We start from the raw sequence: 24,264 nt of genomic DNA on the forward strand, positions 1-24,264 counted from the left end.
GGGCGACGGCTATCAAAAATCGACGTTAACACCTAACTGGAAAGTACGGCCCGGCATCACGGCCAGCGCCTGATCGTTGCGCTCCTGCTGAGTGGCGCTGGTCAGTTCACGGCTGCTGAGGTAATCCCGGTATTTGCGATCGGTTATGTTGTAAAGCCCGCCACTCAGCCTGACGTTGTGCGCGACGCGCCAGTAAGCGGTCATATCTACCATGCCATAACCCGGCACCCGCATGTAATCGGTGCTGGAGTCGGCCAGGCTGCTGCCGTTGTTAGCGAAGCTTTCGCGGTTAGTCGCACTGGCTTGCTTACCTTTGACAAAGGTAGCGGTAACGGCGGCACCGTAGCCGCGCGCCTCATCATCCCAGGCGAGTCCGACGATCGCTTTCATCGGGGCAACACTCTCAAGGTCGATGTAGCGGTCACCAAGGTAGCTCGACTTTGCCGCGCCCTGCGTGTAACCAAACGCCAGATTGGCGCTCAGACCTTCGACCTCGCTGAACCAGCTGCCGAAGTTCACTTTACTGCTGATTTCAGCCCCGTAGATGTAGGCTTTATCGCGGTTCTCCGCCTGATAGGTGGTGTAAATGTTGGCGGGCACATTGACGAACTGACCCGGATTAGCCGCCCGGCTGTAGCGGGTAAAGGCAATAAAGTTTTTATAGTCGTTATAAAAAGCGGCAGCGTTAAGCGTGACGCCTTTTGCCACCTCTCCTTTTACACCCCACTCGTAGTTGTTGCTGGTTTCGGTTTTCAGATCTGCATTACCAATCAGCGCATACTGCGCGGTGCCGGCATAGCTGGAGCCAAGGTTCCATGAACCATAAAGCTGCGTATCGTTGGGGAACTGCGCGCCACGGGTATATTGCAGATAAGTCATCAGCTTCGGTGTCAGATCGTACTGGAAGGCAATCGAGGGCAATATCTGGGTGTCGCTGTTTGGCGACCCATAGAGCGCTGAAACTTCGCTGGCGTCGAGCACGCTACTGTTCGTGGTCAGCGTTGCCACATCACGCGGTCGGGTGTTCTGATAGGCCACGCGCGCGCCTGGCACGATGGCCGCCCGATGTCCGTCAGCATCGAAGCTGATGGTATCCTGCAGATAACCACCCACGCTGTAGCTGCGACTGTTAGCCTGCGGCTGCATGATCGCAGTAAAAGTACTGGCTGGCGGTGACTGACGGAAAGGTCGTTCAGTATCCACCAGGCGCGCATTCAGCCCGGCGCTCAGTTCATGTCGCCCGACGCTTTTAAGCGCGCGGGTGTCAAAACCGAAGCTGTCGCTGTTGTAATCGGAATAGACGGTTTGCCTGGCGGTGGCACTCGACGGCATCCGGGTGTTGTCATGCGCCTGGGTCTGCTGCCAGTAAATGCGGGTCGTCAGGCTGTCGACCAGGTCATTGTAAGGGGTGTACTCATCCGCCAGGCTGATGCCCCAGCGGCGGGTATCACTCTGCTGCTGTGCCGTCCCCCAGACTGTATTGCCTGAAGTGCTCCAGCTGTCGTAATGGCTGTGGTGGGTTTTGTGATAGTAATCGACCGTCGCGCTGAGCTTGTGAGCATCATTGGGCTGCCAGATGCCGGAGGTCATAAAGGCGTCGGAGTGCCAGTTAGCGGGATACGCATCCAGCGTATCGCTGTTGTTACGGGTCTGCTGTCCGTCACGGCGGCTGTAAACAAAGATGCCGCGCAGCTCATCGTCACCGGCAGCGGCGGTGATGCCGTTATGCCAGCTGCGACTGGATGAGTCATAGTCGCTCTGATAACTGAACGCGGTTGCTTTTCCGGGATGCAGGTAATCGTCGGGAGACTTATTACGGAACGAGACGTTGCCGCCAATCGAGGTGTTCGGCTGTTCCACTGCTGTGGCGCCCTTCTCAATCTCAATACGGCCAAACATATAAGGATCGATGTAATCGCGGCCAATGCCAAAGCTGTCGAGACCTGCGCGTCCTACATAGCTGCGGCCAGTGGCCTGCGGCAACGGAATGCCGTCTACATCCAGACCGACGCGGTTGCTCTCGAGGCCACGAATGTTGTAGCCGGTATAACCGGCCCGATCAAAACCGCTCTTACCGGCTGATGAACCACCACGGGTACCGGTAGCACTGATCAGCGGTTCATAGCGCATGATCGATCCGAAGTCAGTGGCACCACGCTGTTGCAGATCGCTGGCAGAGAGCGAGGTTTTACTGCCTGCCGTTTTTTTGATTTCCGGTGCCGTCACCGTCATTACCGGTTCGGCACTGCTGCCATAGCGGTCAGAAAGGGCTAGGGTGGCAGATTCACTGCCCGCAGCATAAGTGCAGGTGGTATTGATGAAGGTGGCGAGCAACGCCAGTTGAGTCAGACGCGGTTGCGTCAATCTCCGAAAACGTGGTGACATAGGCGCGAATTACCTGATTAATTGTTAGTATTCGCTCACTTGCTTGCTGGCAACAGTAAAACGGCTCCGCATAAAAGCCGTGAAAAGTCAGAACATCATGCTGGTGTAGTAATTATCGCCCGGAATTTAATGCAACTGATAATCATTATCAATCTTATTTACATTTAGATATAAACCACAGCGCACAAATTGTTAACCCGAATGCATTGGCATTTATCAACACGTAAAGGAATAGAGTTATGGCGCAAAAACCTGTGGTTGTTATTCACTACTGTATGCAATGCAACTGGCTGATGCGGTCAGCGTGGATGGCACAGGAACTTCTGCATACGTTCGCTGAGGATCTGGCGGAGGTGACGCTGAAACCGGGCACCGGCGGTATCTTTGAGATTACGCTGGATGAGCATCTGCTGTGGGAACGTAAGCGGGATGGTGGCTTCCCGGATGCGACCACGCTGAAACAGCGTGTGCGGGACATCTGCTTCCCGGATCGTACGCTGGGCCACATCGACAAACACAAAACTGAAGTCAGCTAATTCCGCTATTAGCTGTGGGTGATTTTTTCTGCCGCGTCGTGCAGCGCCTTAATCAGCGTCTGCAGCGCGGCTTCTGAGATATCTTCCTGCGCAAGCCGCTGGTTCAGCGCGACCTTCAGCCCATGAATCGCCTGCTCAACAGCAGGAATGCTGCGGTTATTGACCAGAATCGCCAGCGTAGAGAGCCGTGTAATCAGGCTGCTGACCGTTTCACGATTCTCTGCCAGATGCGCCTCTCCCGCTGCCGTCAGGCGGTAGGCTTTACGCGTTGCCTGCGCATCCACCACCTGAATCGCCTCCATCTCTTCCAGCAGCGTCAGGTTGGGGTAAATGATCCCCGGACTGGGCGAATACTCTCCCTTTGACAGCTCCTCAACAGACTTGATCAGCTCATAGCCGTGCGCGGCATTCTGCGCCAGGAAATGGAGCATCAGCAGGCGAATCTCACTCGCTTCCAGCATCTTTTCACGTCGCTTGCGCCGTCCGCTGCAACTGCCTGCGCGCGCAGTTTGATCGTCAGATGAAGTGGAAGTCGGATGCTGTTTCATGGCCTGCCCTGCTGCGAAAAAGTGGGATTGATGGTAGTGCGCCGCCTGGCAAAACTCAATTGCCTTAGCGACTTACTTCTGGTGCCAGTAGGCCACCGCCCGTACGAAGTCACTGTTGAGGCCGCGCTGCACCGTGAAGTAGTCACACAGCGCTTTAACAAACTCACCTTCGCCGGTCAGCCAGACAAAGTAATCTTCCGTCGGGATAGTGATCTGATCCAGCCGGGCAATCAGCTGGCTGAGCTGCGCTTTCTGCATCTGGCCGCTGCCGAGCCAGTTTGTCGTCACATCAGCCGTATCAGATAAATAGTCGCGGCCCGTCGCTTCATCGGTAAAGGCATAGAGATGCAGCGCCTGCGCCCGGGCGTCACGCTGACGGCGCGCAAAAGCCGGCAGCCCGGTTTCATCACAGACATAGAGCTGGAATGCGTAATCGGTCGGCACCACCAGCGAGCCGCGTGGCCCGCCGACAATCAACCGATCGCCAGGCTGCGCCTGAGTTGCCCAGTCACTGGCTACGCCCTGCTCATGAATATAGAAATCGAGGGTCAGTGAAGATTCACCATCGAATTCCAGCGGTGTGTAATCACGCGCCTGCGGACGCACCCCTTCCGGCCAGACAATCCCCGCATCGGTGATTTGTGGCAGAGCCAGTGTGGCTCCTTCAGCGGAAGGGAAGAAAACCTTAATGTGGTCATCAAAGCCTGGCGACGTAAAGCCCGCCAGATCGCTGCCGCTGAACCGGATACGCCAGAATTTACCGGCAATGTTAGTTTTACTCGCGACCTGAATATGACGGAAACGCAATTCATTACGGACGCGCTGTGGTACACGCTGATCGGCTGATACAGGCAAAATTTCTCTCCTGAAACGGGATGGATGCCCGTGACTCAAGGGCATGCTGATAATAATGGAATAACAATCATTCTCATCTGAAGTGCCAAGATTAGCTATGATATATCTTCACTACAAGAACGAAAAATGCGATCCAGCGGCTTAAGATATATTTTATGCCGGTACGGGTGTGCGTAGTGCAGACGAAGAGCGGCCCTGATAAGAGCATTCAGAGAGAGGTAAGCAGCAGGTGCGGCGTGTTTACGGGGGCAGGCAGAGAAGGCGGAAACTGTCCGGCTCCTGACGAGCCGGGCATGATGTTGCGCCGCACATTCTGGCAGCGCGTGACCACTTACAGTGTGTCGTTGAATCCTGAGAGGGAAGGATTGCTGCTGGTGTGTTCCGGCAGCTCACCATCACCCAGAATTTCATGCTGGGTGGCCTGAGAGTGCGGATGCAGTCCGGCAGGAGGTGAAAAAGGTTCAGCCTGTTGTGCCATCGCCATGACAGGCAATGCCAGGATCAGTGAAATCATTAAGCGTCGCATAGTTGTCTTCGTTTGTTTTTTTGACCAGAAAAGGCCTGAAATGCAGGTAAATATTCCAGCCCTGGCACAGATGCACGATGATTCAGGCATGGCAGGGTTTCGGGAGAGGATTTTACGCCAGAACGGCGAGTTATTTTATAAAATCGTGCGGTTTGTCACGGTTTACCGCACGAATTATGCATTAACAGGGTCGGGAGTCACTCGCCCTGCCCTGCTGGCGTAATGCTGATCAGTTAAGATTAGATTTATAAAAGCTATCACGGTCAAACGTGGCAGCCTTTTTTTCCGGGCGAGCGAGCCGCAGTGCGGGCCAGAGCAGGCTGGTGCCGGGCAGGAGCAGGCAATCCGCAGCGCTGAACAGAATGAGTCTGCCAGGAGAGCCCGCAGGACGCGGGCGAAAGGCGGGGCGGCACAGGATGTGCCATCCCCGGCGGTCCGTCAGGCAGAGGAATGACGTGAAGGAACCGCATAGCGGCGCGAGGACCGCCAGCCCCTGCCCGGCACCAGACTGCGTTATCACCTGTCGCTTAACTGACTGGCATTATGCCCTGCTGGCTACGCCTGCATCACCGGAATAGAAAAAACGCCGCTCAGCCAGTCGGGCTTACAGTGCGCAAAATCGAGACGCAACAGATCTTTACCGGGACGACGTGACACACCCAGTGCTGGCAGATGCTGATAGTAAATATCCTCGATAAAGCGTGTCAGCTGCTCCGGGCTGCCGCTCCAGCGGATCGACGCATAGAGTCCACGAACCTCGCTCCAGCTGGCGGTGTTGTCACCCAGCAGCCCGGCATGTTGCGGCTCCAGCGCCTGAAACAGGCTGATATTTTGCTGATCAGCAGAGCTATGGCCGGGGCCATACTGAAAGCCTAACCAGCCCTGCGACACGCGGCCGCCCGCCAGCGCCACCAGTTGCCGCGCCTGTTCAGCCACCCGGTGATCGCGATCGGCAATGTAATCGCCAAACTTACACTCCCACTCCAGCGTTTCTCCGCACAGATGCAGCTCTTCCTCACGCTCCACCAGCGTTGCACGCTCTGCCAGCGATCGCACCAGAATGCGGCCATGGAAGTTTTTAACCGGCAAATGGGGAATACGGCGAAACGCGCCAGGCGTCAGCGAAAAGTGACCTTTGAATACCCGGGTAAAATTTTGCTGGTTATCAAAACCAAAACGTACGGCGATATCGATCAGCGTCATGCGGGTCAGACGCAGCGCCATAGCGGCCATCGTCAGACGCCGTTTACGGGTATAAGCCGCCAGGGTCTGTCCGGTCATCTCCTTAAACATGCGCTGCATGTGCCATTTGGAATAACCTGACTTGAGGGTAATCTGATCGATATTAAGATCGTCGGTGAGATTGGCTTCAATCCACTCGACCAGATCGTTGATGTGCTGTTTTTTAATGGCCTGACTGAGCATGATGGCGATTTACGACGCGGGTTAGGACTGGGATTTCAGTTACAAAAGGATAACAAAAATCGCAAATCGGTGTAAGGAAAGGGTAAGCATTGCGCGCCCGTTCAGGGCGTTTCCGCATTAATTGCTTAGGTTACTAACTAAAAAAGGCTGACTGTCGTCAGCCTTCTGATTATTGATAAAAACTGCGCCGGATAGCTTTAAGACGGAGCCTGCGACAACTAATGACTGCGCATTCCGGCCGCTGTCATCATCATGCGGAACAGCGAGGCGACAACGCCTAGCGCAAGTACGCTGGCGGCATAGATAAACACCAGCCACATCACACGCTTCCACCATGGCGCTTTCGTTTCTTCATTGTGATTGTGGTCTTTCATGCTGCTGAGGCTTTTCATATCAATGATATCCTGCGTCTGCTTTGATTTTTCCACGGAACACGTAGTAGCTCCAGAAGGTGTAGCCCAGGATCATCGGGATAATCAGCAGGCTACCCACCAGCATAAAGGCCTGGCTCTGCGGCGGTGAGGCGGCAGCCCAGATGGTCACTGATGGCGGAATAATGTTTGGCCAGATACTGATGCCCAGCCCGGAGAAGCCCAGGAAGATCAGCGCCAGCGTCAGCAGGAACGGTGAATAGTGCGCCTCGCGCTTAATGGCGCGCACAATGCCCCAGGAACAGAGCAGCACCAATACCGGAACCGGCAGGAACAGGAACAGGTTGGGTTTGCTGAACCAGCGATGCGCGATATCCGCATGCGCAAACGGTGTCCACAGGCTGATGATGCCGATAATCACTAACAGCGCAATCACCAGCGGCGTAGCCAGCGCAGACATTTTACGGTGCAGCTCGTTCTCGGTCTTCATGATAAGCCAGGTGCAGCCCAGCAACGCGTAGGCAACAACCAGACCCACGCCGCAGAACAGCGGGAACGGTGCCAGCCAGTCCATTGCGGAACCGGCAAAACGGCGTCCCTCAACCGGAATACCATCCAGCAACGCACCCACGGCCACACCCTGACTGAAGGTGGCGATGACTGAACCGGCAATAAATGACTTGTCCCAGAACGCCCGATGGCCTTCTACGGCCTTGAAGCGGAACTCAAAGGCGACACCACGGAAAATCAGGCCAATCAGCATAGCGGTCAGCGGAATCGACAGCGCATCGGCAATTACCGCATAGGCCAGCGGGAACGCGCCGAACAGGCCAGCACCACCCAGAACCAGCCAGGTTTCATTTCCGTCCCAGACCGGCGCGACGGTGTTAACCATCATGTCGCGCTCGCCAGCATCTTTATTGAACGGGAACAGCAGACCAATACCCAGGTCGAAGCCATCCATCACGATATACATCAGGGTTGCGAAAACGATAATCGCAAACCAGATAACGGAATAATCGATCATCTTAGTGGTCTCCATCCTTAAAGGTGGCAGCGGAAAGCGGACGCGCCGGGGTTTTCTTCTGACCAGGACCACCCTCTTCGGTGATATGGCCTTCGCCGGTAACCGGTCCCTGCTTAATCAGACGCATCATGTAGTGATACCCCACGCCGAACACCGAGCTGTAGACCAGAATAAAGGCCAGCAGGCTGATGCTCATGTGCATATCCCCATGTGCCGAGACCGCATCAATCGTGCGCTGCACGCCATAAACCACCCACGGCTGACGACCGATTTCAGTGGTAAACCAGCCTGCCAGAATCGCAATCAGACCCGATGGCCCCATCAACAGCGCAAACCACAGGAAAGGACGCGACTCATAGAGACGCCCTTTGAAACGCAGCCACAGGCTGACCACGCCCAGCGTAATCATCAGCAGGCCCAGCGCCACCATCACGCGGAAGGACCAGAAGATGACCGTTGAATTAGGCCGGTCCTCTTTCGGGAAGGACTTCAGCGCCGGGACCTGCTTGTCCAGGCTATGCGTCAGAATCAGGCTGCCAAGATAAGGCACCTCCAGCGCATATTTGGTACGTTCCTGCTCCATGTCGGGGATCCCGAACAGGATCAGCGGTGTGGCTTCCCCCGGTGGGTTTTCCCAGTGCCCTTCAATCGCCGCGATTTTGGCAGGCTGGTGTTCCAGCGTATTCAGACCATGAGCATCACCAATCATCGCCTGAATCGGCGCGACAATCAGCGCCATCCACAACGCCATTGAGAACATCTTGCGGATAGCGGGATTGTTATTCCCCTTCAGCAGATGCCAGGCCGCCGACGATCCCACAAAGAAAGCACTCGCCAGGAACGCCGCTACAGACATATGGAACAGGCGATAAGGGAATGAGGGGTTAAAGACGATTTTGAACCAGTCCTGCGGAACCACGATGCCATTCTGAATGATGTAGCCCTGAGGCGTATGCATCCAGCTGTTAGAGGCCAGGATCCAGAAGGTGGAAATCAGCGTACCGAGGGCGACCATACAGGTGGCAAAGAAGTGCAGCCCGGGACCCACGCGATTCCAGCCAAACAGCATCACGCCCAGGAAGCCCGCTTCCAGGAAGAACGCCGTCAGTACTTCATAGGTCAGCAGCGGACCGGTGATACTGCCAGCAAACTCCGAGAAGCCGCTCCAGTTCGTCCCGAACTGATAAGCCATGACCAGTCCTGATACCACACCCATGCCGAAGTTAACGGCAAAGATTTTCGACCAGAAATGGTAGAGATCGCGATAGGTGTGATCGCGGGTTTTGAGCCACATACCTTCGAGCACGGCCAGAAAACTGGCGAGACCGATGGTGATGGCGGGAAAGATAATATGGAAGGAAACAGTAAATGCGAACTGAATCCTGGCCAGATGAAAGGCATCTAATCCGAACATTGCTTACCTCTTTGCCACATAGAACACCATGTATTTACTTATAATTAACAACTTAAGCCTGATGCGCCTGGTTCTCTGCGCTTATTGAAATTCCCGCCGCAAATTTAAAACTATTCGCGGCGAGGAAATAGAAACAGTGGGGTTAATGAAAACTATAACAGTCTTTATTGATTCTGATCATTGTTTTTGACGGGAATTATTTATTTAAAAATAAGGCCTAAAGGTTAATCAGAGCGTGTTTATGTGTCGTTAATGTTACGGTAATTTGTACTTTAAAAATCGATAGCGCTAAAGCGAACCTTGCCTGAAAAATGCCTTCAACAGGCTGTTTTCAGGCACTATTTTGTTATAAACCCTGATTGAGTAAAGGTCAAATTTTAGAGCCTCCAAATTAAATACCCTTATTTTTTAACAGGTTAAAAGAGTAAATAGTTACCTCTGCCGCTTTGTTTGCTTTTTTGCTTTTTCCTGGCTAATGCAGCTATAACTTCTGACAGAAAATACGCAGAACGGCGCTTTTAAGCGCCATCAGAGATGTTAATAAAATGAGTCAAAAAGGAGGTATGAATTAACAGCGCGCTGCGGGCAGTCGATTATTCCGGGCCTGAGGTTCATAAAACGATTTAATAACCAGCAACCGTGCGAAAAGACCGACTGGATTATTTGGGCTGCCGTTACGTTATCGCGCTTTCAGGAAGTGAGATAACAGACAAATGGGGTCAGAAATTTGCAGCGAGTATACCCATGCCGTCACGTTATGACGGCTGATACAGGGTGATTTTACTCTGCCGCAGATTTTTCGCGCCGTGCCAGAATCCGGCTCAGGTTCAGCTCCAGCCAGTCAGCCAGCCCCACAACCTGTTCACCGACTTCGCGTCCAAGCGGGGTTAAGCGATATTCCACGTGCGGTGGCACCACATCGTAGGCGATACGCTGCACGAAGCCATCTTCTTCCAGATAGCGCAGATTCTGCGCCAGCATCCGCTCGCTGACGCCACCGACCGTCCGGCGCAACGCGCTGAAGCGCAGCGTCTGGTCCTGCAGGGCCAGCAGAATTAATACGCTCCAGCGGCTGGTCACGCGTTTCAGCACGTCACGTGACGGGCAGTTGACGTTGAGCAATTCGCCGCGGATAAATTTTTCACTCATTTTTTCAGACATTTAACTTATCCACCTCAAACTAACAATTCTGTAAGTACTTACTAAAAATTAGTTTATACACTAGTCTGAATTTCACCAACAGCCACAGGAGTATTAACATGATTGCAGTTACAGGTGCCACCGGCCAGCTGGGCCGTTTCGTGATTGATGCATTACTGAAAAAAGTCCCGGCGGGAGAAATTGTTGCCGCCGTCCGTACGCCTGCCAAAGCGGCCGATCTCGCAGCGCTGGGCGTCATTGTCCGTCAGGCCGATTATGGTCAGCCAGAGACGCTGGAGGCCGCTTTTGCAGGCGTGGATAAGCTGCTACTGATCTCCGGTAGTGAAGTGGGCCAGCGTGAAGCGCAGCATAAAGCCGTCATTGAGGCTGCTCGGGCGGCGGGCGTGGGCTTTATCGCCTACACCAGCCTGTTGCATGCAGATACCTCGCCGCTGGGCCTTGGCGTTGAACACCGTGCAACAGAAGCGCTGCTGAAAGCCTCTGGCATCCCGTTCGCCCTGCTGCGTAACGGCTGGTACAGCGAGAACTACGCAGCGAGCATCCCACCGGCGCTGGCGCATCATGCGTTTATTGGCGCAGCAGGCGAAGGTCGTATCGCCTCGGCAGCGCGTCAGGATTATGCCGAAGCGGCGGCAGAAGTGATGACCCGTGAGGATCAGGCGGGCAAAGTGTATGAACTGGCAGGTGATGACAGCTACACGCTGGCGCAGTTTGCTACGGAGATTGCCGCACAGAGCGGTGAAAAGGTTGATTACGTCAATCTCTCTCAAAGTGAGTTTGCGGCGGCGCTGAAAAACGCAGGCCTGCCAGAAGGTCTGGCGGAAATGCTGGCGGATTCTGATGCCGGTGCAGAGAAAGGCGGTTTGTTCGATGACTCCCGTCAGCTAAGCCAGCTCATCGGTCGCCCCACCACCACCTGGCAGGCAGTCATTCGCGCGGCACTGGCAAATCGTTAATTCTGTCGTTCATGAGCGGACAATCGGGTCCGCTCACCTCACTCTCCTGTCCGAATTCCCGTTGGGTATGCCACTTTCTGCACTCTTTGCGGCTGCTGTTTCTTTTACAAAATGTGAATAAACGCCAGTTTTCTTCAGGTTAAATTTTTTTATTCAGGTCGCTAAGAGATTCATCTGAAATGCGTTTTTTGTGAACAGCGTTATATTTGGTTGAATTGTCTGGAATTTATCCAAAAACCTCGATTAATCGACAATATTTATTACGTTCATAGATATTCTGCATTGTTGTTCCGGGGGAGGAGAGGTCTATAATTTGTCCTTTGTGCAACCACGACCGCTCAGGAGGCCGTTATTAATACCCATCGCCAGCAACAAAATGCACTTGAAGAGGTTCGTGCCGGGGCGGAAGTTGAGTATCAATACGATCCCCATGAACTGAAGCTGGATCGCATGCAGGATTCTGAACCGGAGCCGGAGCTGATTGAAGGCTTGCCGGCGCCGGATGCGCTGACCCCTGCCGATCGTTATCTGGAACTGTTTGAACATGTTCAGATGTCGCGGATTTTCGAGGACAGCAAAACCTTCCCCGACTGTTCGCCCAAGTACGATCCGTTGGATGTGCTGATGCGCTATCGTCGACAGAAACGCAGCAGTGATTTTGACCTGTCGCGTTTTGTCGCCGATCACTTTTATCTGCCTGGCGTAAACGAAAGCTTTTATGTCTCCAACCCGGATAAAACGCTCAATGAGCATATCGACGACCTGTGGCCGGTTCTGACCAAAATGCCGCAGCAGCATATGCCGCACTCATCGCTGCTGCCATTACCCAAACCCTATGTGGTGCCGGGCGGACGTTTTGGCGAAACCTACTACTGGGATTCTTACTTCACCATGCTCGGCCTGGCAGAATCGGGCCGTGACGATCTGCTGCGTCACATGGCGGATAACTTTGCCTGGTTGATCGATAACTACGGTCATGTGCCAAACGGCAACCGTACCTATTATCTCAGCCGCTCGCAGCCACCGGTGTTTGCCCTGATGGTTGAGCTGTTCGAAGAAGATGGCGTGCGCGGTGCTAAGCGCTATCAGGAACAACTGATGAAGGAGTATCAGTTCTGGATGGACGGTGCTGGTTCACTGATGCCGAACCAGGCTTATCGTCACGTAGTGCGGATGCCAAACGGCTCACTGCTGAACCGCTACTGGGATGACCGCGATACGCCGCGTGATGAGTCGTGGATCGAAGATGTGGAAACCGCCCGCGAATCGAAACGTCCGGCCAGCGAAGTGTATCGTGACCTGCGTGCCGGAGCGGAATCGGGCTGGGATTACTCCTCGCGCTGGCTGCGTAACCCGAAACGGCTGTCGAGCATCCGTACCACGCAGTTTATTCCTATCGATCTGAACTCGTTCCTGTACAAGCTGGAGCTGATGATCGCCACCCTGTCGCACGCGAAAGGCGAAGAGCTGACCGCGCTGGCCTGGCAGAAAAAAGCGGAAGCGCGCAAACGTGCGATTACCCGTTATCTCTGGGACAGCACCGCCGGTGTGTTCCGTGACTACGACTGGCGTCGGGAGCGTTTCGGTGCCTTTACCGTCGCCTCCGTGGTTCCGCTGTTTGTCGGTCTTGCAACGCCGCATCAGGCGCACCTGCAATCGATCTCGCTACGGCATCTGCTATTGAGCAACGGCGGCCTGCTGACCTCAATGGTGGAAAGCGGTGAGCAGTGGGATCGACCCAACGGCTGGGCACCGATGCAGTGGATGGCGGTTGTTGGCCTGAATAATTACGGTGAAGAGACGCTGGCGACTGAAGTGGCAGTGAACTGGCTCAACACGGTCAACAACTTCTATCAGTTGCACCATAAGCTGGTAGAGAAGTATGACATCAGCGGCGAGCGTGCCCGTCCTGGTGGCGGTGGTGAGTATCCGTTACAGGATGGATTCGGCTGGACTAACGGCGTTACACGTAAGCTGATGACGATGTATGGGCATTTAATGGCTGACTGAGTATCGCAGCCGGTAAACCTTTAAAACGCAAAAAGCCGGGTTATCCCGGCTTTTTCATGTTTCATGCAGGCTATTCAGCGCTACTTCTTCGCTTCAGTGCCTGGTTGTGACGCACGTTGCAGGAACTGCTGTGTCACTTCAGGCAGGTGCTGCAGCAGCCACTCCGCCATCGCCACTTCCTGATCGCGGATCTCATTCAGTATGCGTACGCCCTGCGCATCACCAACCTGCTCAGCCGCAGCGATCAGGCTGGTGTAGCTGGCGATCTCGGCATTCTCGAATACATAGCCACTGATGGCGCCCTTCACCACTTCATCTGAGTTAAACATGCCGCCCACGGCCTGGCCGGTGGCTGCCATTTTGCCTATCGCATCTTTCATTACAGAGTGATCGATACCGTGGCTGTCAAGCAGCTGTTCCAGCAGAGTCAGCTGGTGTTTTGTTTCATCAAGATGTTGCGCCAGACGCTGTTCCAGCGCCGGATAGTGTTCAAGACGACCTGACATCTTGCTCAGCATGCTTTCTGCTTGTTTTTCCATCGCATGCGCATCGCGCAGCCAGTCGTGATAATGTTCAATCGCAGTCATGTATTACTCCTTAAGAGACGGTAATAGAGTCGGCTACCGAGGTGAGCTTCTCATCCGTTTGCTTCTCTTCATTCAGGGTTTCTTCCAGCAGCTGTGCGGCTTTGGTGTAACCCAGCTTCAGTGCCAGCGCATGCAGGGTACCGTAGGTGGCAATCTCATAATGCTCAACTTTCTGCGCCGCACCGATCAGTCCATGATCGCGAATCTCGCCCTTCTCGACCGAGTCGATAATTTCCTGCGCTTCTTCAACCAGACCTTCCAGCGCATGACATTTCATTCGTTTGATTTTGACTTCAGGTGTCACTTCCACCAGTTCGTCGAGTCGTTCAATCTGAGCACGGGTCTCTTCCAGATGCTGATTAAACGCAGCGATAAGATTTTCGTCACTGGCTGCACGCGCCATTTTAGGCAATGCACGGGTTATCTGCTTCTCAGCGCTGTATACATCGGATAAGTCATGGATGAACAGGTCGTTTAACGTTTTCACTGTCATAAGATAGCCTCATTGATTAAAAAGCTGCGTCTGTAATAACGCAGCGCCAGTCATATCGTTGACACCTGAAAAGTCTAGTGGAGATTCTTAATATCGCACGCTGCATCAGTATGAATTTAAGACAAAAGTGGCATGTAAAATGCACTTTCCTTTTTACAGCAACGCGTTAGCTAAAAATTGTTTTTAAGATTGCGGCTTCGCTAGCAGTGCTGGATTTTGTACAAAGTGATAAATCGTTGTATACATTTTTTAAGATTAACTGCATAAAAAAGTACCACTCGAAACTTATCTGTACAAAGTTGTATTTAACGGTACAGCTTTAATCGATAGGAAATAAAAAACCGGAAGGGAAAACCCTTCCGGTTCAATTCACAACTCCAGCCATTGCCAATGATGGAGCAATGACATAATTCAGGGTGTAATTATCTTCACGAGGAACTAAAAAGATTCAAAATGCCCGGCTAACAGAGTAACCCTGCCGTTACAGCAGTGTTAAAGACGTTCAGCTCCGGCGGCTAACCTTACCTCCCTTGCGCCCCGCTTCAATGGCACGTTCAGGATCGTTTTTGAAGTTACCGCCGCTTTTCTGGCCTCCTTTGCGCCCTGCTTCAGCAGCACGCTCTTTGTCGGCCGCAAAATTCCCGGCCCCACCGCGATATTGAGTCATATGCGTCCTCTTTGAATTTTAAAAATTGGAATTTGCACAGTTAACGCTTCATCAGGCCGATTCAGCAACATAAATGTAGACAGAAAATCGGACCGATCAAGTCAGAGAAATAAAAAACCCGTCACAGTTCAGGTTTATTGGCCGTCCTACCCTCAACCGGATTGATAACGGATTTCAACCATCGCTCTTTTCTATTCATAAAAGAGCCGCAGCATGAAAAATATTTATAACGAAAATCGCCGCGCCCTATTAATCGATCATTTTCAAAAAAAGTCCAATTGAAAAAATATAAGCGAAGCGGCAAAGAGATAATTTCATCAATATCAGGTAGTGAAGATGATCAACAAACGATCAAATTCCCCAAGCGAAGCGCTAATTAGAAATCTGAAACCCTGCTTTTACGTTAAGAATAAGCGAAGCGTGACGCATTGATAGCACCAGTTAAAAATAGCCTGAATCGATCAATAAACGATCAATTATGCTGGTTAGATGAAAATTTTTATTAAAAAGAGAGGTCAGATTTAGCACTGATATCTGAATATAACCGAAGCGGCAAGATTCAGGTATTTGGTGGCAAAAAGCGGGTTTTCGGAATAGTACTAAAAAGTCCTTTCTGCGGGCATACGCATAAATTTTGCATGCCTGCCAAAAGGGGAACTCAACATTATGAGTAAGATCGAGCAAAGCCATGAGGGAGATTGTGCGTTATTGACTTGCAAAACATATGCCCTGTTCAGCAGAGTCAGAGGGAGTCGGGAAAAGTGGAATCAAAAGCGACACCGCGCTTGCCATTTTTCTTGATACGGTACATCGCTTCATCAGCACGCTGCAGTGCAGTATCAAAGTCATCTTTGTCCTGCGCCTGAGACACACCGACAGACGCCCCAATGAGGGCATGCCCGTTTGCCATATCAAAAGGTGCCATTACCGCGTCAAGACAGGCGTGCGCCAGTTTCTTTACCCGCGGATGGTTCAGCGCCCAGGGTATTAACAACACAAACTCGTCGCCGCCCAGTCGGCCAATGATCACTTCTGCCGGAGAGAGTTCCGTAAACCGCTGACTTAACTGGATGAGGACTTCATCTCCGCTGCGGTGCCCCAGGGTGTCGTTGACGTGTTTGAAGTTATCCAGGTCAATAAAGACCACGCAGAGCGGTCCCTGAGCTTTCATTTCACCGAAATAATTCTGCAGAGCATGGCGATTGTTGAGCAGCGTAAGGGGATCGTGCAGCGCCAGCAGGGCAAGCTGCTCTTCATATTGCTTCTCTTTGGTCATATCGATGTGAGTGCCGATCACTTTAACCGGCTCTCCGTGCGCATTCCATTCGCTGACCCGGCCCCTATCCAGCACCCACGTAATGCTGCCATTTTTGGCGATCATGCGATGCAGAGCCTCGTAATAAGGCGCTTTCCCGGCGATGTGGTCGTTGAATGCCTGTAGAACGTCGGCGGCATCATCGGGATGCAGGCTCTCTTTCCAGGATTCAAAGTTGGCGTCGGTCTCTTTCGGCTGGAAGCCCAGCATCGCCCCCCAGCGCCGGTTGAAAATCACCAGTTTGCCGCTGGGAATATCCAGCTGCCACAGGAACAGCCCGGTACCATCCAGCGCCGCATTGAGTTTTGTGCGGGCGTCATGCGCTATACGCTTCAGACGCGCATTGTGCTTTTTGAGGTTCTGTATCTGCAGACGCAGCGCTTCTTCTGACATAACCGTGTAAGAGGAGGAAAAAGGGGTATTGTGCCTGTCAGGCTGATTCTGTAAAGGGTGGCTTATAAAACACGATTAGCCGCGGTCAATTGCAGGCTGGACAGGATATCAGGCGGTACCAGTCTGGCAACGCAGCACAGAGGCGAAGCGGCAAATTGGTTTCGCCATGAAATCTGTTTGTGTTGCGACAGGGTTGAGAAGTGGAATGGGCGCGGGAGAGGCGAAATTCGGAATGTTCGGGGAGATGGCGAATCGGGTGGCCTTAAAAAAGCAAAAACCCGCCAGAGGCGGGTTCTTTAAAGATGGTGCCCGAACCCGAAAATGCCGGGAGCATTTTTGCATCGCGTGCCAGCGCGACCCAGAGGGCGAGCCACAGGGATGTGGCGAGTGAATCGAACCTTCGATAACGGGTTCGCTCCAGAATGCAAAAACCCGCCATAGGCGGGTTCTTTAAATATGGTGCCCGAACCCGGAATCGAACCAGGGACACGGGGATTTTCAATCCCCTGCTCTACCGACTGAGCTATTCGGGCAACGGGGCGCATTAAACCAAAGCGGCCCGGCAGCGTCAAACGCTTTTCACCAAAATCAAATCGACTGACCGCTTTTCCATCAACCCAAAGAGTGGGTCTGACCTGCCGCCATAAACCTCTCTGTTGGCCGGATATATTTTAGTCAGAAAGCAGGCAGAGTCTGCATTGTGACGCGAAATTGCCGATATAGCATGCGAGACCAACACTAATAATAAGGATCGCCATGTTTTCCACCATTACATCAGGTATCGCTTCCCGTCACAGCTGGCAGAAGCGTTCACACTCAGCGGCAACGCTGAGCTCTCTCAATGGCTCCATCGCCATGATTGAATTCTCTCCCGATGGCTCCATTCTCAGCGCGAATGCGCTGTTTCTGGCGCGCATGGGCTACGCGCTGGCGGAGATCGAAGACCAGCACCACAGCCTGTTTTGTACCGCAGAGCAGCTTGAGTCGCGGGACTATCAGGATTTCTGGCTGCGACTGAACCGGGGCGAAAGCTTCAGCGATAAGTTCCTGCGCGTGGCGAAAAACGGCCGACCGGTATGGCTCGAAGCCAACTATGTACCGGTGCAGAACCGCCATGGCCGGGTGATTAAAATCGTCAAACTGGCAACCGACATCACCGATCATATCAACGATGCGCAGGAGCAGCGCGCCATCACCACCGCCATAGAACGGTCGATGGCGGTGATCGCTTTTAACCTCAAAGGTGAAGTGCTGAAAGCCAATGACAACTTCCTGAAAACCATGGGTTATCGTCGTGAGGAGGTAGAAGGTGTTCACCACCGTCGCTTCTGCTCGCAGGCGCTGCGCGACAGCCGCGAATATAGCGAGTTCTGGCAGCAGCTGAACCGCGGCGAATTTGTCTCAGGTCAGTTTCCCCGGGTCAATAAACGGGGTGAGACTATCTGGCTGCGCGCCACCTACAATCCGGTGTTTGACGAACAGGGCAGGCTCTACAAAATCGTGAAATTCGCCACTGATGTGACCGCGCAGGTGGAAAAGAATCAGCAGGAACATGATGCGGCACAGCGGGCTTATCACACCGCGCTGCAAACGGATGAAAGCACAAAGCTGGGTGCCGATGTTATCGCCAGCAGCGTGCAGACCATGAACGCCCTGGCGGGTGAACTGCAGGGGATCTCCGGTGATATTACCGGACTGAGTGAATCCTCAGAGCGTATCGGCGCGATTGTGGAGGGCATCCGCCGGATAGCCGATCAGACTAACCTGCTGGCGTTGAATGCCGCTATTGAAGCGGCGCGGGCCGGAACCCATGGTCGCAGCTTTGCGGTAGTGGCTAATGAAGTCCGCACGCTGGCAGCAAACATCAATCGCGCCACCACCGACATCGAAAATCGGATACAGCAAAACCATCTGCTGGCAAGCCGGGCACTGAAAGGAATTGAATCCAACCTGAAGCGCGCCGATCAGGGCGTACAGCTGGCCCAGGAGGCGGGCGGCGTGATTGCGGAAATCCGTGAAGGCGCAACCGATGTAGTACGCGCCATCGGTCAGGTGACCAAAACGCTTAAAGTCTGACGCTCTGCGGGGGCAACCGCCCCCTTTTAAGGTGTTGCCTGAACCGGCGCTTCTGGCACCGGCGGGATAAAGATATGATCCAGAATCGCCCGCATTACGGGTGCCGCAGTAATCCCTTCGTTGCCACCATTCTCCAGAATTAACGCTACCGCCACTTTCGGGTCATTAAAGGGCGCAAAGGCGGTGTAGAAGATATGGTCACGCAGCCGTACCGGTATCATTTTCGCGTTATAGGTCTGGTTCTGGCGCAGGCTGAACACCTGCGACGTCCCGCTTTTCGCAGCGATGCCATAGGGTGCCGTGTGGAAATATTTATAACCGGTGCCGTTGGGTGCGTTAGCCATGCCAAACATCGCGTGGCGTACCAGCGACCAGTAAGGTGAATGAGGATCGCCAATCTGCGCTTCATGCTGCTGCGGATGATAGTTCTCCACCAGCGTGCCGCGCTGGGTTTTCTCCAGCAGATGGGGGGCAATGACCCGACCGTTATTAATCAGCGCCACCATCGCTTTCACCATCTGAATGGGTGTCGCAATCCAGTAACCCTGTCCGATACCGACTGAAACCGTATCGCCCTGATACCAGGCCTTTTTATGCACCTTCTGCTTCCACTCCCGGCTCGGCAGTAAACCGCTGTACTCCTCATTCAGGTCGATACCGGTCGATTTACCATAGCCAAACTGGCTGAGCATGGTGTGAATGCGATCGATGCCCATCATAAACGCCACCTGGTAGAAGAAGGTGTCGGCGGACTCTTCGATTGCCCGCGTCACATCCAGCATGCCGTGTCCGGTTTTTTTCCAGTCGCGATAGCGCCGGTCCGTGCCTGGTAGCGTCCAGGTGGGTGCGCCAAAGAATTGCGACTGCGGCGTAATCACATGAGTCAGCAGCGCCGACATCGCCATGTAAGGCTTCACCGTGGAGGCGGGCGGATAGAGTCCCTGCGTGACGCGGTTAATCAACGGCAGGTCTTTATCCTGTAGCAGCTTTTTATAGGCCTGATAGCTGATGCCTTTCACAAACGGATTGGGATCGTAGCTGGGGCTGGAGACCATCGCCAGCACGGAGCCGTCGTGCGGATCTTCAATCAGCAGCGCCGCACGCTGCCCCGCCAGCAGGCTTTCCACATACTGTTGCAGGTGCAGATCCAGCGTCAGCGTCAGGTTTTTACCCGCGACCGGCGGTACCTCTTTCAGCACCCGCACAATGCGGCCATGATTATCCACTTCCACTTCCTGATAACCCGGCTTACCGTGCAGCAGCGCTTCGTAATAACCCTCAATCCCCTGCTTACCAATGTTATGGTCAGCCGCATAGTTTTCGGCGATGCCTTCCGCATTTAGCCGTTTATAGTCGTTATCGTTGATTTTCGACACATAGCCGATCACATGCGCCAGATCCGCGCCATAGGGATATTCACGATCCTGGTAGGTCTCAATGCTGGCGCCGGTGAAGTGAAACTGATTGACCGCAAAGCGGGCGACCTGCTCTTCAGTCAGCTCCTCTTTCAGCACCACCGGCTTGTAACGGCTGGTCTGCTTCAGCGCATGGCGGAAGGTGTCGATTTCGTCCGGCGTCAGATTAACGATCGGCGTGAGTGCCCGCAGCGTGGCGTCCATGTCGCTGATTTTGTAAGGCGTCAGCGTAATGGCGTACCAGCTGACGTTTCGCACCAGCGGAATGCCGTTGCGGTCATAAATCAGCCCGCGCGTCGGGGCGATGGGGATCATTTTGATGTCGTTCTGGTTAGAGCGCGTCTGGTAATAGCCATGATCACGCACCTGTAAGCGAAAAAGGTTTACGCCAAGAATGGTGAAACAGAGACAGACCAGAGCAAAGGCTATTGCAGCGCGGCGGGCAAACAGCTTCTCTTCAGCTTGGAAGTTACGAAAGTTCATCAGGGGGCATTATCAGGCGATTAATTATTATCTGTTATTGCGCACCATGATAAAGCGCGATCGCGGGCGTGCCAGCGCGAAGATGCACAAGCCTGACCAAAAGTGTGTCATTTGATGTGAATGTTACCGGGACGGCGAGGCGGGAAAATGCAGATCCCCCGGTTAAGGGGGATCTGCGCAAGGGGATCGGGCAGCAGGCGTCAATGCCTGCCACGCTGATTAATCACCCAGCAGAACAGACTCCAGCGCAATCTTGATCATGTCGTTGAAGGTGGTCTGACGCTCAGCAGCGGTGGTCTGCTCGTGCGTACGGATGTGGTCTGATACGGTGCAGATGGTCAGCGCTTTAGCACCGAACTCTGCGGCCACACCGTAGATACCTGCAGCTTCCATCTCAACGCCGAGGATGCCATATTTTTCCATCACGTCGAACATCTGCGGATCCGGGGTGTAGAAGAGATCGGCAGAGAAGATGTTACCTACGCGCGCTTCAACACCCAGGTTTTTCGCCGCATCAACCGCGTTACGCACCATGTCGAAGTCAGCAATCGCAGCAAAATCGTGATCTTTGAAACGCATACGGTTCACTTTGGAATCGGTGCAGGCACCCATACCAATCACGATGTCACGCAGTTTTACATCGGCACGCACGGCACCACAGGAGCCCACACGGATGATCTTTTTCACGCCGAAGTCGGTGATCAGCTCTTTGGTGTAGATGGAGCAGGAAGGAATACCCATTCCATGGCCCATTACAGAGACTTTGCGGCCCTTATAGGTGCCGGTGTAGCCCAGCATCCCGCGCACGTTGTTCACTTCTACCGGATTTTCCAGGAAGGTTTCAGCAATGTGCTTTGCACGCAGCGGATCGCCAGGCATCAGCACGACGTCTGCGAAATCGCCCATTTCAGCATTAATATGAGGGGTTGCCATTGTTTAATCCTTATTAAATTGCTGATTTACAGCATGTTCTTGCCATAGTCCATCTCGGACAGGCCAAAATAGTGTGCAATTGTCTGACCAATATCGGCGAAAGTTTCGCGGTAACCGAGTGAACCCGGCTCGACTTTCGGTCCGTAGATAAGAATCGGAATGTGCTCACGCGTGTGTTCAGTACCTTCCCACGTCGGGTCACAGCCGTGGTCAGCGGTCAGGATCAGAATGTCATCTTCTCCGACTAACTCCATCAGCTCAGGCAGACGACGGTCAAACAGCTCCAGCCCGCCCGCATAACCGGCAACATCACGACGATGTCCCCAGGTTGAGTCGAAATCAACGAAGTTAGTGAAAACAATCGCCTGATCCGGCGCGGTTTTCATCTCCTGAATCGTCGCGTCAAACAGCGCATCCAGACCGGTCGCTTTGACCTTTTTGGTAATGCCCTGCTCAGCATAGATATCGGCGATTTTACCCACGGAGATCACGTGACCGCCCTTCTCATCCACCAGCTTTTTCAGCATGGTGGCGGATGGTGGCTCGACTGCCAGGTCGTGACGATTGCCGGTGCGCTCAAACTGACCCACTTTGTCGCCCACAAACGGACGGGCGATAACCCGGCCGATGTTGTAGCCACCCTCGGTCAGCTCTTCACGGGCGATTTCGCACAGCGCATAGAGTCGATCCAGACCAAAGGTCTCTTCGTGACAGGCGATCTGGAACACCGAGTCCGCAGAGGTATAGAAAATCGGCTTGCCGGTTTTCATGTGCTCTTCGCCCAGTTGGTCGAGGATCACCGTACCTGAAGAGTGGCAGTTCCCGAGATAGCCCGGCAGATCTGCACGCTCAACCAGTTTGTCCAGCAACTCCTGTGGGAAGCTGTTCTCTTTGTCGCTGAAGTAGCCCCAGTCAAACAGCACCGGCACACCGGCGATCTCCCAGTGGCCTGACGGCGTATCTTTACCTGACGAAAGCTCGCTGGCGTAAGCGTACGCGCCGGTGATTTTCGCCTCAGGATCCAGACCTGCCGGGAAGCGGCCGGTCGACAGCTCTGCGGCTTTGCCCAGACCCAGCGCGGTAAGATTAGGCAGATGCAACGGGCCTTTACGTCCCTTGTCTGCTTCACCCCTGAAACAGGCTTCGGCGATGTGACCTAAAGTATCCGAACCTGCGTCGCCGAATTTATCGGCATCTTTACTGGAGCCAATTCCAAAGGAATCGAGAACCATAATAAAAGCACGTTTCATGCAAGTCTCCTGCGCATTGGCGCGTGACAAGTCAAAAAAAAGCGATCAGATCAGTATACCCGAATGCATCGCGGCTGGCACCGGTTACCGGTCAGTTAGCTGATATCGCTCACACGGCGATAGACAACCGGCGTCTCAGCCGGGGCGGAATTACCGAGCACCAGCGCGGCTTTGACCGCGGCGGCGGCCTGCTGCCATTTGTCTTCGCTGCTGGCGTGAATGATCGCCAGTGGACGCTGCGCATCGGCACGTTCGCCCAGGGTGATCATGTCGCTTAAGCCGACGCTGTAATCAATACTATCGCTGGCACGCTGACGTCCGCCCCCCATTGCCACCACCGCCAGACCCAGCGCACGGGTATCCATGCTGCTGACGATGCCTGGCTGGTCGGCATACACCGGCTTGCTCAGCATTGGCGCGGGCAGATAAGCGTCGTAGCGTTCCACGAAATCGGCAGGTCCCTGCTGGGCAGCGACCATACGACCAAATACCTCGGCTGCTTTGCCGTTATCCAGCACCGTCATCAGTTTCTGACGCGCTTCGGTGTCGCTGGCGGCCAGTTTGCCGGAGACCAGCATTTCGCTGCAGAGCGCCAGCGTCACTTCCAGCAGGCGCGGATTCCGCTCTTCGCCCGTCAGGAAGCGAACCGCTTCACGCACTTCCAGCGCGTTACCGGCTGAGGAGGCGAGAACCTGGTTCATATCCGTCAGCAGTGCGGTGGTCTGGCAGCCTGCGCCATTAGCGACGCCAACAATTGACTGCGCCAGACTTTCTGACGCCTCATAGGTTGGCATAAACGCACCGGAACCCACTTTGACATCCATCACCAGTGCATCCAGCCCTTCTGCCAGCTTCTTCGCCAGAATCGAGGCGGTAATCAGCGGGATCGAATCGACGGTGGCGGTGATGTCACGCGTGGCGTAGAAACGCTTATCCGCCGGTGCCAGCGAGCTGGTCTGGCCGATAATCGCCACACCCACCTGCTTGATGATCTCGCGGAAGCGATCATCGCTCGGGAAGATATCGAAGCCCGGGATCGCTTCCAGTTTATCCAGCGTGCCACCGGTATGGCCAAGGCCACGACCCGAGATCATCGGGACATATCCGCCGCAGGCCGCGACCATCGGCCCTAACATCAGCGACGTCACATCGCCGACGCCGCCGGTCGAGTGCTTATCCACCACCGGCCCATTGAGGTTAAGTGATTTCCAGTTAAGTACCGTACCGGAATCACGCATCGCCATGGTCAGCGCGACCCGCTCAGGCAGCGTCATATCGTGGAAATAGATGGTCATCGCCAGCGCGGCGATCTGACCTTCCGAGACGGTGTTATCACGCACGCCATTGATGAAGAAGCGAATCTCCTCTTCAGTCAGCGCATGGCCGTCACGTTTTTTGCGAATAATTTCTTGTGGCAGGAACAAGGTAACCCCCTGGT

22 protein-coding genes and 1 tRNA gene are annotated in these 24,264 nt (G+C 53.9%); 5 read left to right on the forward strand and 18 right to left on the reverse strand.

Annotated features, from left to right (window positions below; genetic code table 11):
- Positions 1 to 12: 12 nt before the first annotated feature.
- On the reverse strand, positions 13 to 2,385 hold the full coding sequence (locus ACMGGP_RS14630; protein ID WP_132499411.1) for a TonB-dependent receptor domain-containing protein: 2,373 nt from the start codon (positions 2,383 to 2,385) through the stop codon (positions 13 to 15).
- A 239-nt stretch (positions 2,386 to 2,624) separates the two neighbouring features.
- On the opposite strand from ACMGGP_RS14630, the gene ACMGGP_RS14635 reads away from it, so the two are divergent.
- Positions 2,625 to 2,921 (forward strand): Rdx family protein, encoded by a 297-nt coding sequence (locus ACMGGP_RS14635; RefSeq protein WP_010248912.1) that lies wholly within the window; start codon positions 2,625 to 2,627, stop codon positions 2,919 to 2,921.
- A gap of 8 nt (positions 2,922 to 2,929) precedes the next feature.
- On the opposite strand, the gene ACMGGP_RS14640 is transcribed toward ACMGGP_RS14635, so the two are convergent.
- The 3 genes from ACMGGP_RS14640 to ACMGGP_RS14650 form a co-directional block, all read right to left on the reverse strand.
- On the reverse strand, positions 2,930 to 3,469 hold the full coding sequence (locus tag ACMGGP_RS14640) for a PadR family transcriptional regulator (protein WP_045139634.1): 540 nt from the start codon (positions 3,467 to 3,469) through the stop codon (positions 2,930 to 2,932).
- A 72-nt stretch (positions 3,470 to 3,541) separates the two neighbouring features.
- Positions 3,542 to 4,324 (reverse strand): siderophore-interacting protein, encoded by a 783-nt coding sequence (locus ACMGGP_RS14645; protein WP_045139633.1) that lies wholly within the window; start codon positions 4,322 to 4,324, stop codon positions 3,542 to 3,544.
- 331 nt (positions 4,325 to 4,655) lie between these two features.
- The gene (locus ACMGGP_RS14650; RefSeq protein ID WP_010671084.1) at positions 4,656 to 4,850 is read right to left on the reverse strand and encodes a hypothetical protein; all 195 of its coding nucleotides are present in this window, start codon (positions 4,848 to 4,850) and stop codon (positions 4,656 to 4,658) included.
- A gap of 40 nt (positions 4,851 to 4,890) precedes the next feature.
- On the opposite strand from ACMGGP_RS14650, the gene ACMGGP_RS14655 reads away from it, so the two are divergent.
- On the forward strand, positions 4,891 to 5,073 hold the full coding sequence (locus tag ACMGGP_RS14655) for a hypothetical protein (RefSeq protein ID WP_258993453.1): 183 nt from the start codon (positions 4,891 to 4,893) through the stop codon (positions 5,071 to 5,073).
- A 332-nt stretch (positions 5,074 to 5,405) separates the two neighbouring features.
- Here the strand turns inward: ACMGGP_RS14655 and ACMGGP_RS14660 are convergent, their stop codons facing one another.
- From ACMGGP_RS14660 to ACMGGP_RS14680, 5 genes are all read right to left on the reverse strand, one after another.
- Positions 5,406 to 6,275 (reverse strand): helix-turn-helix domain-containing protein, encoded by an 870-nt coding sequence (locus ACMGGP_RS14660; protein WP_010248922.1) that lies wholly within the window; start codon positions 6,273 to 6,275, stop codon positions 5,406 to 5,408.
- A 218-nt stretch (positions 6,276 to 6,493) separates the two neighbouring features.
- Positions 6,494 to 6,667, reverse strand: a complete 174-nt coding sequence (locus ACMGGP_RS14665) for a DUF2474 domain-containing protein (protein WP_010671086.1) — start codon at positions 6,665 to 6,667, stop codon at positions 6,494 to 6,496.
- 1 nt (position 6,668) lies between these two features.
- Positions 6,669 to 7,673 (reverse strand): cytochrome d ubiquinol oxidase subunit II, encoded by a 1,005-nt coding sequence (gene cydB, locus ACMGGP_RS14670; RefSeq protein WP_010248926.1) that lies wholly within the window; start codon positions 7,671 to 7,673, stop codon positions 6,669 to 6,671.
- 1 nt (position 7,674) lies between these two features.
- Complete coding sequence (locus ACMGGP_RS14675) at positions 7,675 to 9,087, reverse strand: cytochrome ubiquinol oxidase subunit I (RefSeq protein WP_010671087.1); 1,413 nt, start codon at positions 9,085 to 9,087, stop codon at positions 7,675 to 7,677.
- Positions 9,088 to 9,867: 780 nt separating this feature from the next.
- Positions 9,868 to 10,248, reverse strand: a complete 381-nt coding sequence (locus tag ACMGGP_RS14680) for a winged helix-turn-helix transcriptional regulator (RefSeq protein WP_064689979.1) — start codon at positions 10,246 to 10,248, stop codon at positions 9,868 to 9,870.
- Between the two features lie 98 nt (positions 10,249 to 10,346).
- On the opposite strand from ACMGGP_RS14680, the gene ACMGGP_RS14685 reads away from it, so the two are divergent.
- Positions 10,347 to 11,204, forward strand: a complete 858-nt coding sequence (locus tag ACMGGP_RS14685; RefSeq protein ID WP_022623861.1) for an SDR family oxidoreductase — start codon at positions 10,347 to 10,349, stop codon at positions 11,202 to 11,204.
- 351 nt (positions 11,205 to 11,555) lie between these two features.
- Positions 11,556 to 13,214 carry an alpha,alpha-trehalase TreF gene (treF, locus tag ACMGGP_RS14690; RefSeq protein WP_045139632.1) on the forward strand — a complete coding sequence of 553 codons (1,659 nt, stop codon included), beginning with the start codon at positions 11,556 to 11,558 and terminating at the stop codon, positions 13,212 to 13,214.
- Between the two features lie 80 nt (positions 13,215 to 13,294).
- Here treF and ACMGGP_RS14695 read toward each other — a convergent pair whose 3' ends face one another.
- The 5 genes from ACMGGP_RS14695 to ACMGGP_RS14715 form a co-directional block, all read right to left on the reverse strand.
- Positions 13,295 to 13,801 carry a ferritin-like domain-containing protein gene (locus ACMGGP_RS14695; RefSeq protein WP_064689980.1) on the reverse strand — a complete coding sequence of 169 codons (507 nt, stop codon included), beginning with the start codon at positions 13,799 to 13,801 and terminating at the stop codon, positions 13,295 to 13,297.
- Positions 13,802 to 13,811: 10 nt separating this feature from the next.
- Entirely contained in the window at positions 13,812 to 14,294 is a 483-nt protein-coding gene (locus tag ACMGGP_RS14700; RefSeq protein WP_010248940.1) for a YciE/YciF ferroxidase family protein, read from the reverse strand.
- A gap of 502 nt (positions 14,295 to 14,796) precedes the next feature.
- On the reverse strand, positions 14,797 to 14,961 hold the full coding sequence (locus tag ACMGGP_RS14705; RefSeq protein WP_004571242.1) for a con-10 family general stress protein: 165 nt from the start codon (positions 14,959 to 14,961) through the stop codon (positions 14,797 to 14,799).
- A gap of 742 nt (positions 14,962 to 15,703) precedes the next feature.
- Positions 15,704 to 16,669 carry a sensor domain-containing diguanylate cyclase gene (locus tag ACMGGP_RS14710; RefSeq protein WP_010671090.1) on the reverse strand — a complete coding sequence of 322 codons (966 nt, stop codon included), beginning with the start codon at positions 16,667 to 16,669 and terminating at the stop codon, positions 15,704 to 15,706.
- Positions 16,670 to 17,126: 457 nt separating this feature from the next.
- Positions 17,127 to 17,202 (reverse strand) — tRNA-Phe (locus ACMGGP_RS14715).
- A gap of 223 nt (positions 17,203 to 17,425) precedes the next feature.
- Here ACMGGP_RS14715 and ACMGGP_RS14720 point away from each other — a divergent pair.
- Positions 17,426 to 18,745, forward strand: coding sequence for a methyl-accepting chemotaxis protein (locus tag ACMGGP_RS14720; protein WP_033769877.1), 1,320 nt, complete (start codon positions 17,426 to 17,428; stop codon positions 18,743 to 18,745).
- Positions 18,746 to 18,771: 26 nt separating this feature from the next.
- Here the strand turns inward: ACMGGP_RS14720 and mrdA are convergent, their stop codons facing one another.
- The 4 genes from mrdA to deoA form a co-directional block, all read right to left on the reverse strand.
- On the reverse strand, positions 18,772 to 20,643 hold the full coding sequence (gene mrdA / locus ACMGGP_RS14725; protein ID WP_010248949.1) for a penicillin-binding protein 2: 1,872 nt from the start codon (positions 20,641 to 20,643) through the stop codon (positions 18,772 to 18,774).
- 219 nt (positions 20,644 to 20,862) lie between these two features.
- Positions 20,863 to 21,576: a purine-nucleoside phosphorylase gene (gene deoD / locus ACMGGP_RS14730; protein ID WP_010248951.1), complete on the reverse strand. Its 714-nt coding sequence runs from the start codon at positions 21,574 to 21,576 to the stop codon at positions 20,863 to 20,865.
- 26 nt (positions 21,577 to 21,602) lie between these two features.
- Positions 21,603 to 22,826 carry a phosphopentomutase gene (deoB, locus tag ACMGGP_RS14735; RefSeq protein ID WP_010248953.1) on the reverse strand — a complete coding sequence of 408 codons (1,224 nt, stop codon included), beginning with the start codon at positions 22,824 to 22,826 and terminating at the stop codon, positions 21,603 to 21,605.
- A gap of 95 nt (positions 22,827 to 22,921) precedes the next feature.
- The gene (gene deoA / locus ACMGGP_RS14740; RefSeq protein ID WP_033758788.1) at positions 22,922 to 24,250 is read right to left on the reverse strand and encodes a thymidine phosphorylase; all 1,329 of its coding nucleotides are present in this window, start codon (positions 24,248 to 24,250) and stop codon (positions 22,922 to 22,924) included.
- Positions 24,251 to 24,264 lie beyond the last annotated feature (14 nt).

Source organism: Curtobacterium sp. BNK-1 (assembly GCF_048685235.1).
In the GTDB taxonomy this organism is placed as follows: domain Bacteria; phylum Pseudomonadota; class Gammaproteobacteria; order Enterobacterales; family Enterobacteriaceae; genus Pantoea; species Pantoea agglomerans.

What these genes read in the sequence shown, in the direction of transcription:
- ACMGGP_RS14640 (WP_045139634.1), bottom strand. Translation starts at nt 3,469, where the DNA reads ATGAAACAGCATCCGACTTCCACTTCATCTGACGATCAAACTGCGCGC.
- deoB (WP_010248953.1), bottom strand. Translation starts at nt 22,826, where the DNA reads ATGAAACGTGCTTTTATTATGGTTCTCGATTCCTTTGGAATTGGCTCC.
- ACMGGP_RS14680 (WP_064689979.1), bottom strand. Translation starts at nt 10,248, where the DNA reads ATGTCTGAAAAAATGAGTGAAAAATTTATCCGCGGCGAATTGCTCAAC.
- ACMGGP_RS14630 (WP_132499411.1), bottom strand. Translation starts at nt 2,385, where the DNA reads ATGTCACCACGTTTTCGGAGATTGACGCAACCGCGTCTGACTCAACTG.
- ACMGGP_RS14635 (WP_010248912.1), top strand. Translation starts at nt 2,625, where the DNA reads ATGGCGCAAAAACCTGTGGTTGTTATTCACTACTGTATGCAATGCAAC.
- ACMGGP_RS14675 (WP_010671087.1), bottom strand. Translation starts at nt 9,087, where the DNA reads ATGTTCGGATTAGATGCCTTTCATCTGGCCAGGATTCAGTTCGCATTT.
- mrdA (WP_010248949.1), bottom strand. Translation starts at nt 20,643, where the DNA reads ATGAACTTTCGTAACTTCCAAGCTGAAGAGAAGCTGTTTGCCCGCCGC.
- ACMGGP_RS14665 (WP_010671086.1), bottom strand. Translation starts at nt 6,667, where the DNA reads ATGAAAAGCCTCAGCAGCATGAAAGACCACAATCACAATGAAGAAACG.
- ACMGGP_RS14655 (WP_258993453.1), top strand. Translation starts at nt 4,891, where the DNA reads ATGCAGGTAAATATTCCAGCCCTGGCACAGATGCACGATGATTCAGGC.
- ACMGGP_RS14660 (WP_010248922.1), bottom strand. Translation starts at nt 6,275, where the DNA reads ATGCTCAGTCAGGCCATTAAAAAACAGCACATCAACGATCTGGTCGAG.
- ACMGGP_RS14705 (WP_004571242.1), bottom strand. Translation starts at nt 14,961, where the DNA reads ATGACTCAATATCGCGGTGGGGCCGGGAATTTTGCGGCCGACAAAGAG.
- ACMGGP_RS14700 (WP_010248940.1), bottom strand. Translation starts at nt 14,294, where the DNA reads ATGACAGTGAAAACGTTAAACGACCTGTTCATCCATGACTTATCCGAT.
- ACMGGP_RS14685 (WP_022623861.1), top strand. Translation starts at nt 10,347, where the DNA reads ATGATTGCAGTTACAGGTGCCACCGGCCAGCTGGGCCGTTTCGTGATT.
- cydB (WP_010248926.1), bottom strand. Translation starts at nt 7,673, where the DNA reads ATGATCGATTATTCCGTTATCTGGTTTGCGATTATCGTTTTCGCAACC.
- ACMGGP_RS14650 (WP_010671084.1), bottom strand. Translation starts at nt 4,850, where the DNA reads ATGCGACGCTTAATGATTTCACTGATCCTGGCATTGCCTGTCATGGCG.
- ACMGGP_RS14720 (WP_033769877.1), top strand. Translation starts at nt 17,426, where the DNA reads ATGTTTTCCACCATTACATCAGGTATCGCTTCCCGTCACAGCTGGCAG.
- ACMGGP_RS14710 (WP_010671090.1), bottom strand. Translation starts at nt 16,669, where the DNA reads ATGTCAGAAGAAGCGCTGCGTCTGCAGATACAGAACCTCAAAAAGCAC.
- deoD (WP_010248951.1), bottom strand. Translation starts at nt 21,576, where the DNA reads ATGGCAACCCCTCATATTAATGCTGAAATGGGCGATTTCGCAGACGTC.
- ACMGGP_RS14695 (WP_064689980.1), bottom strand. Translation starts at nt 13,801, where the DNA reads ATGACTGCGATTGAACATTATCACGACTGGCTGCGCGATGCGCATGCG.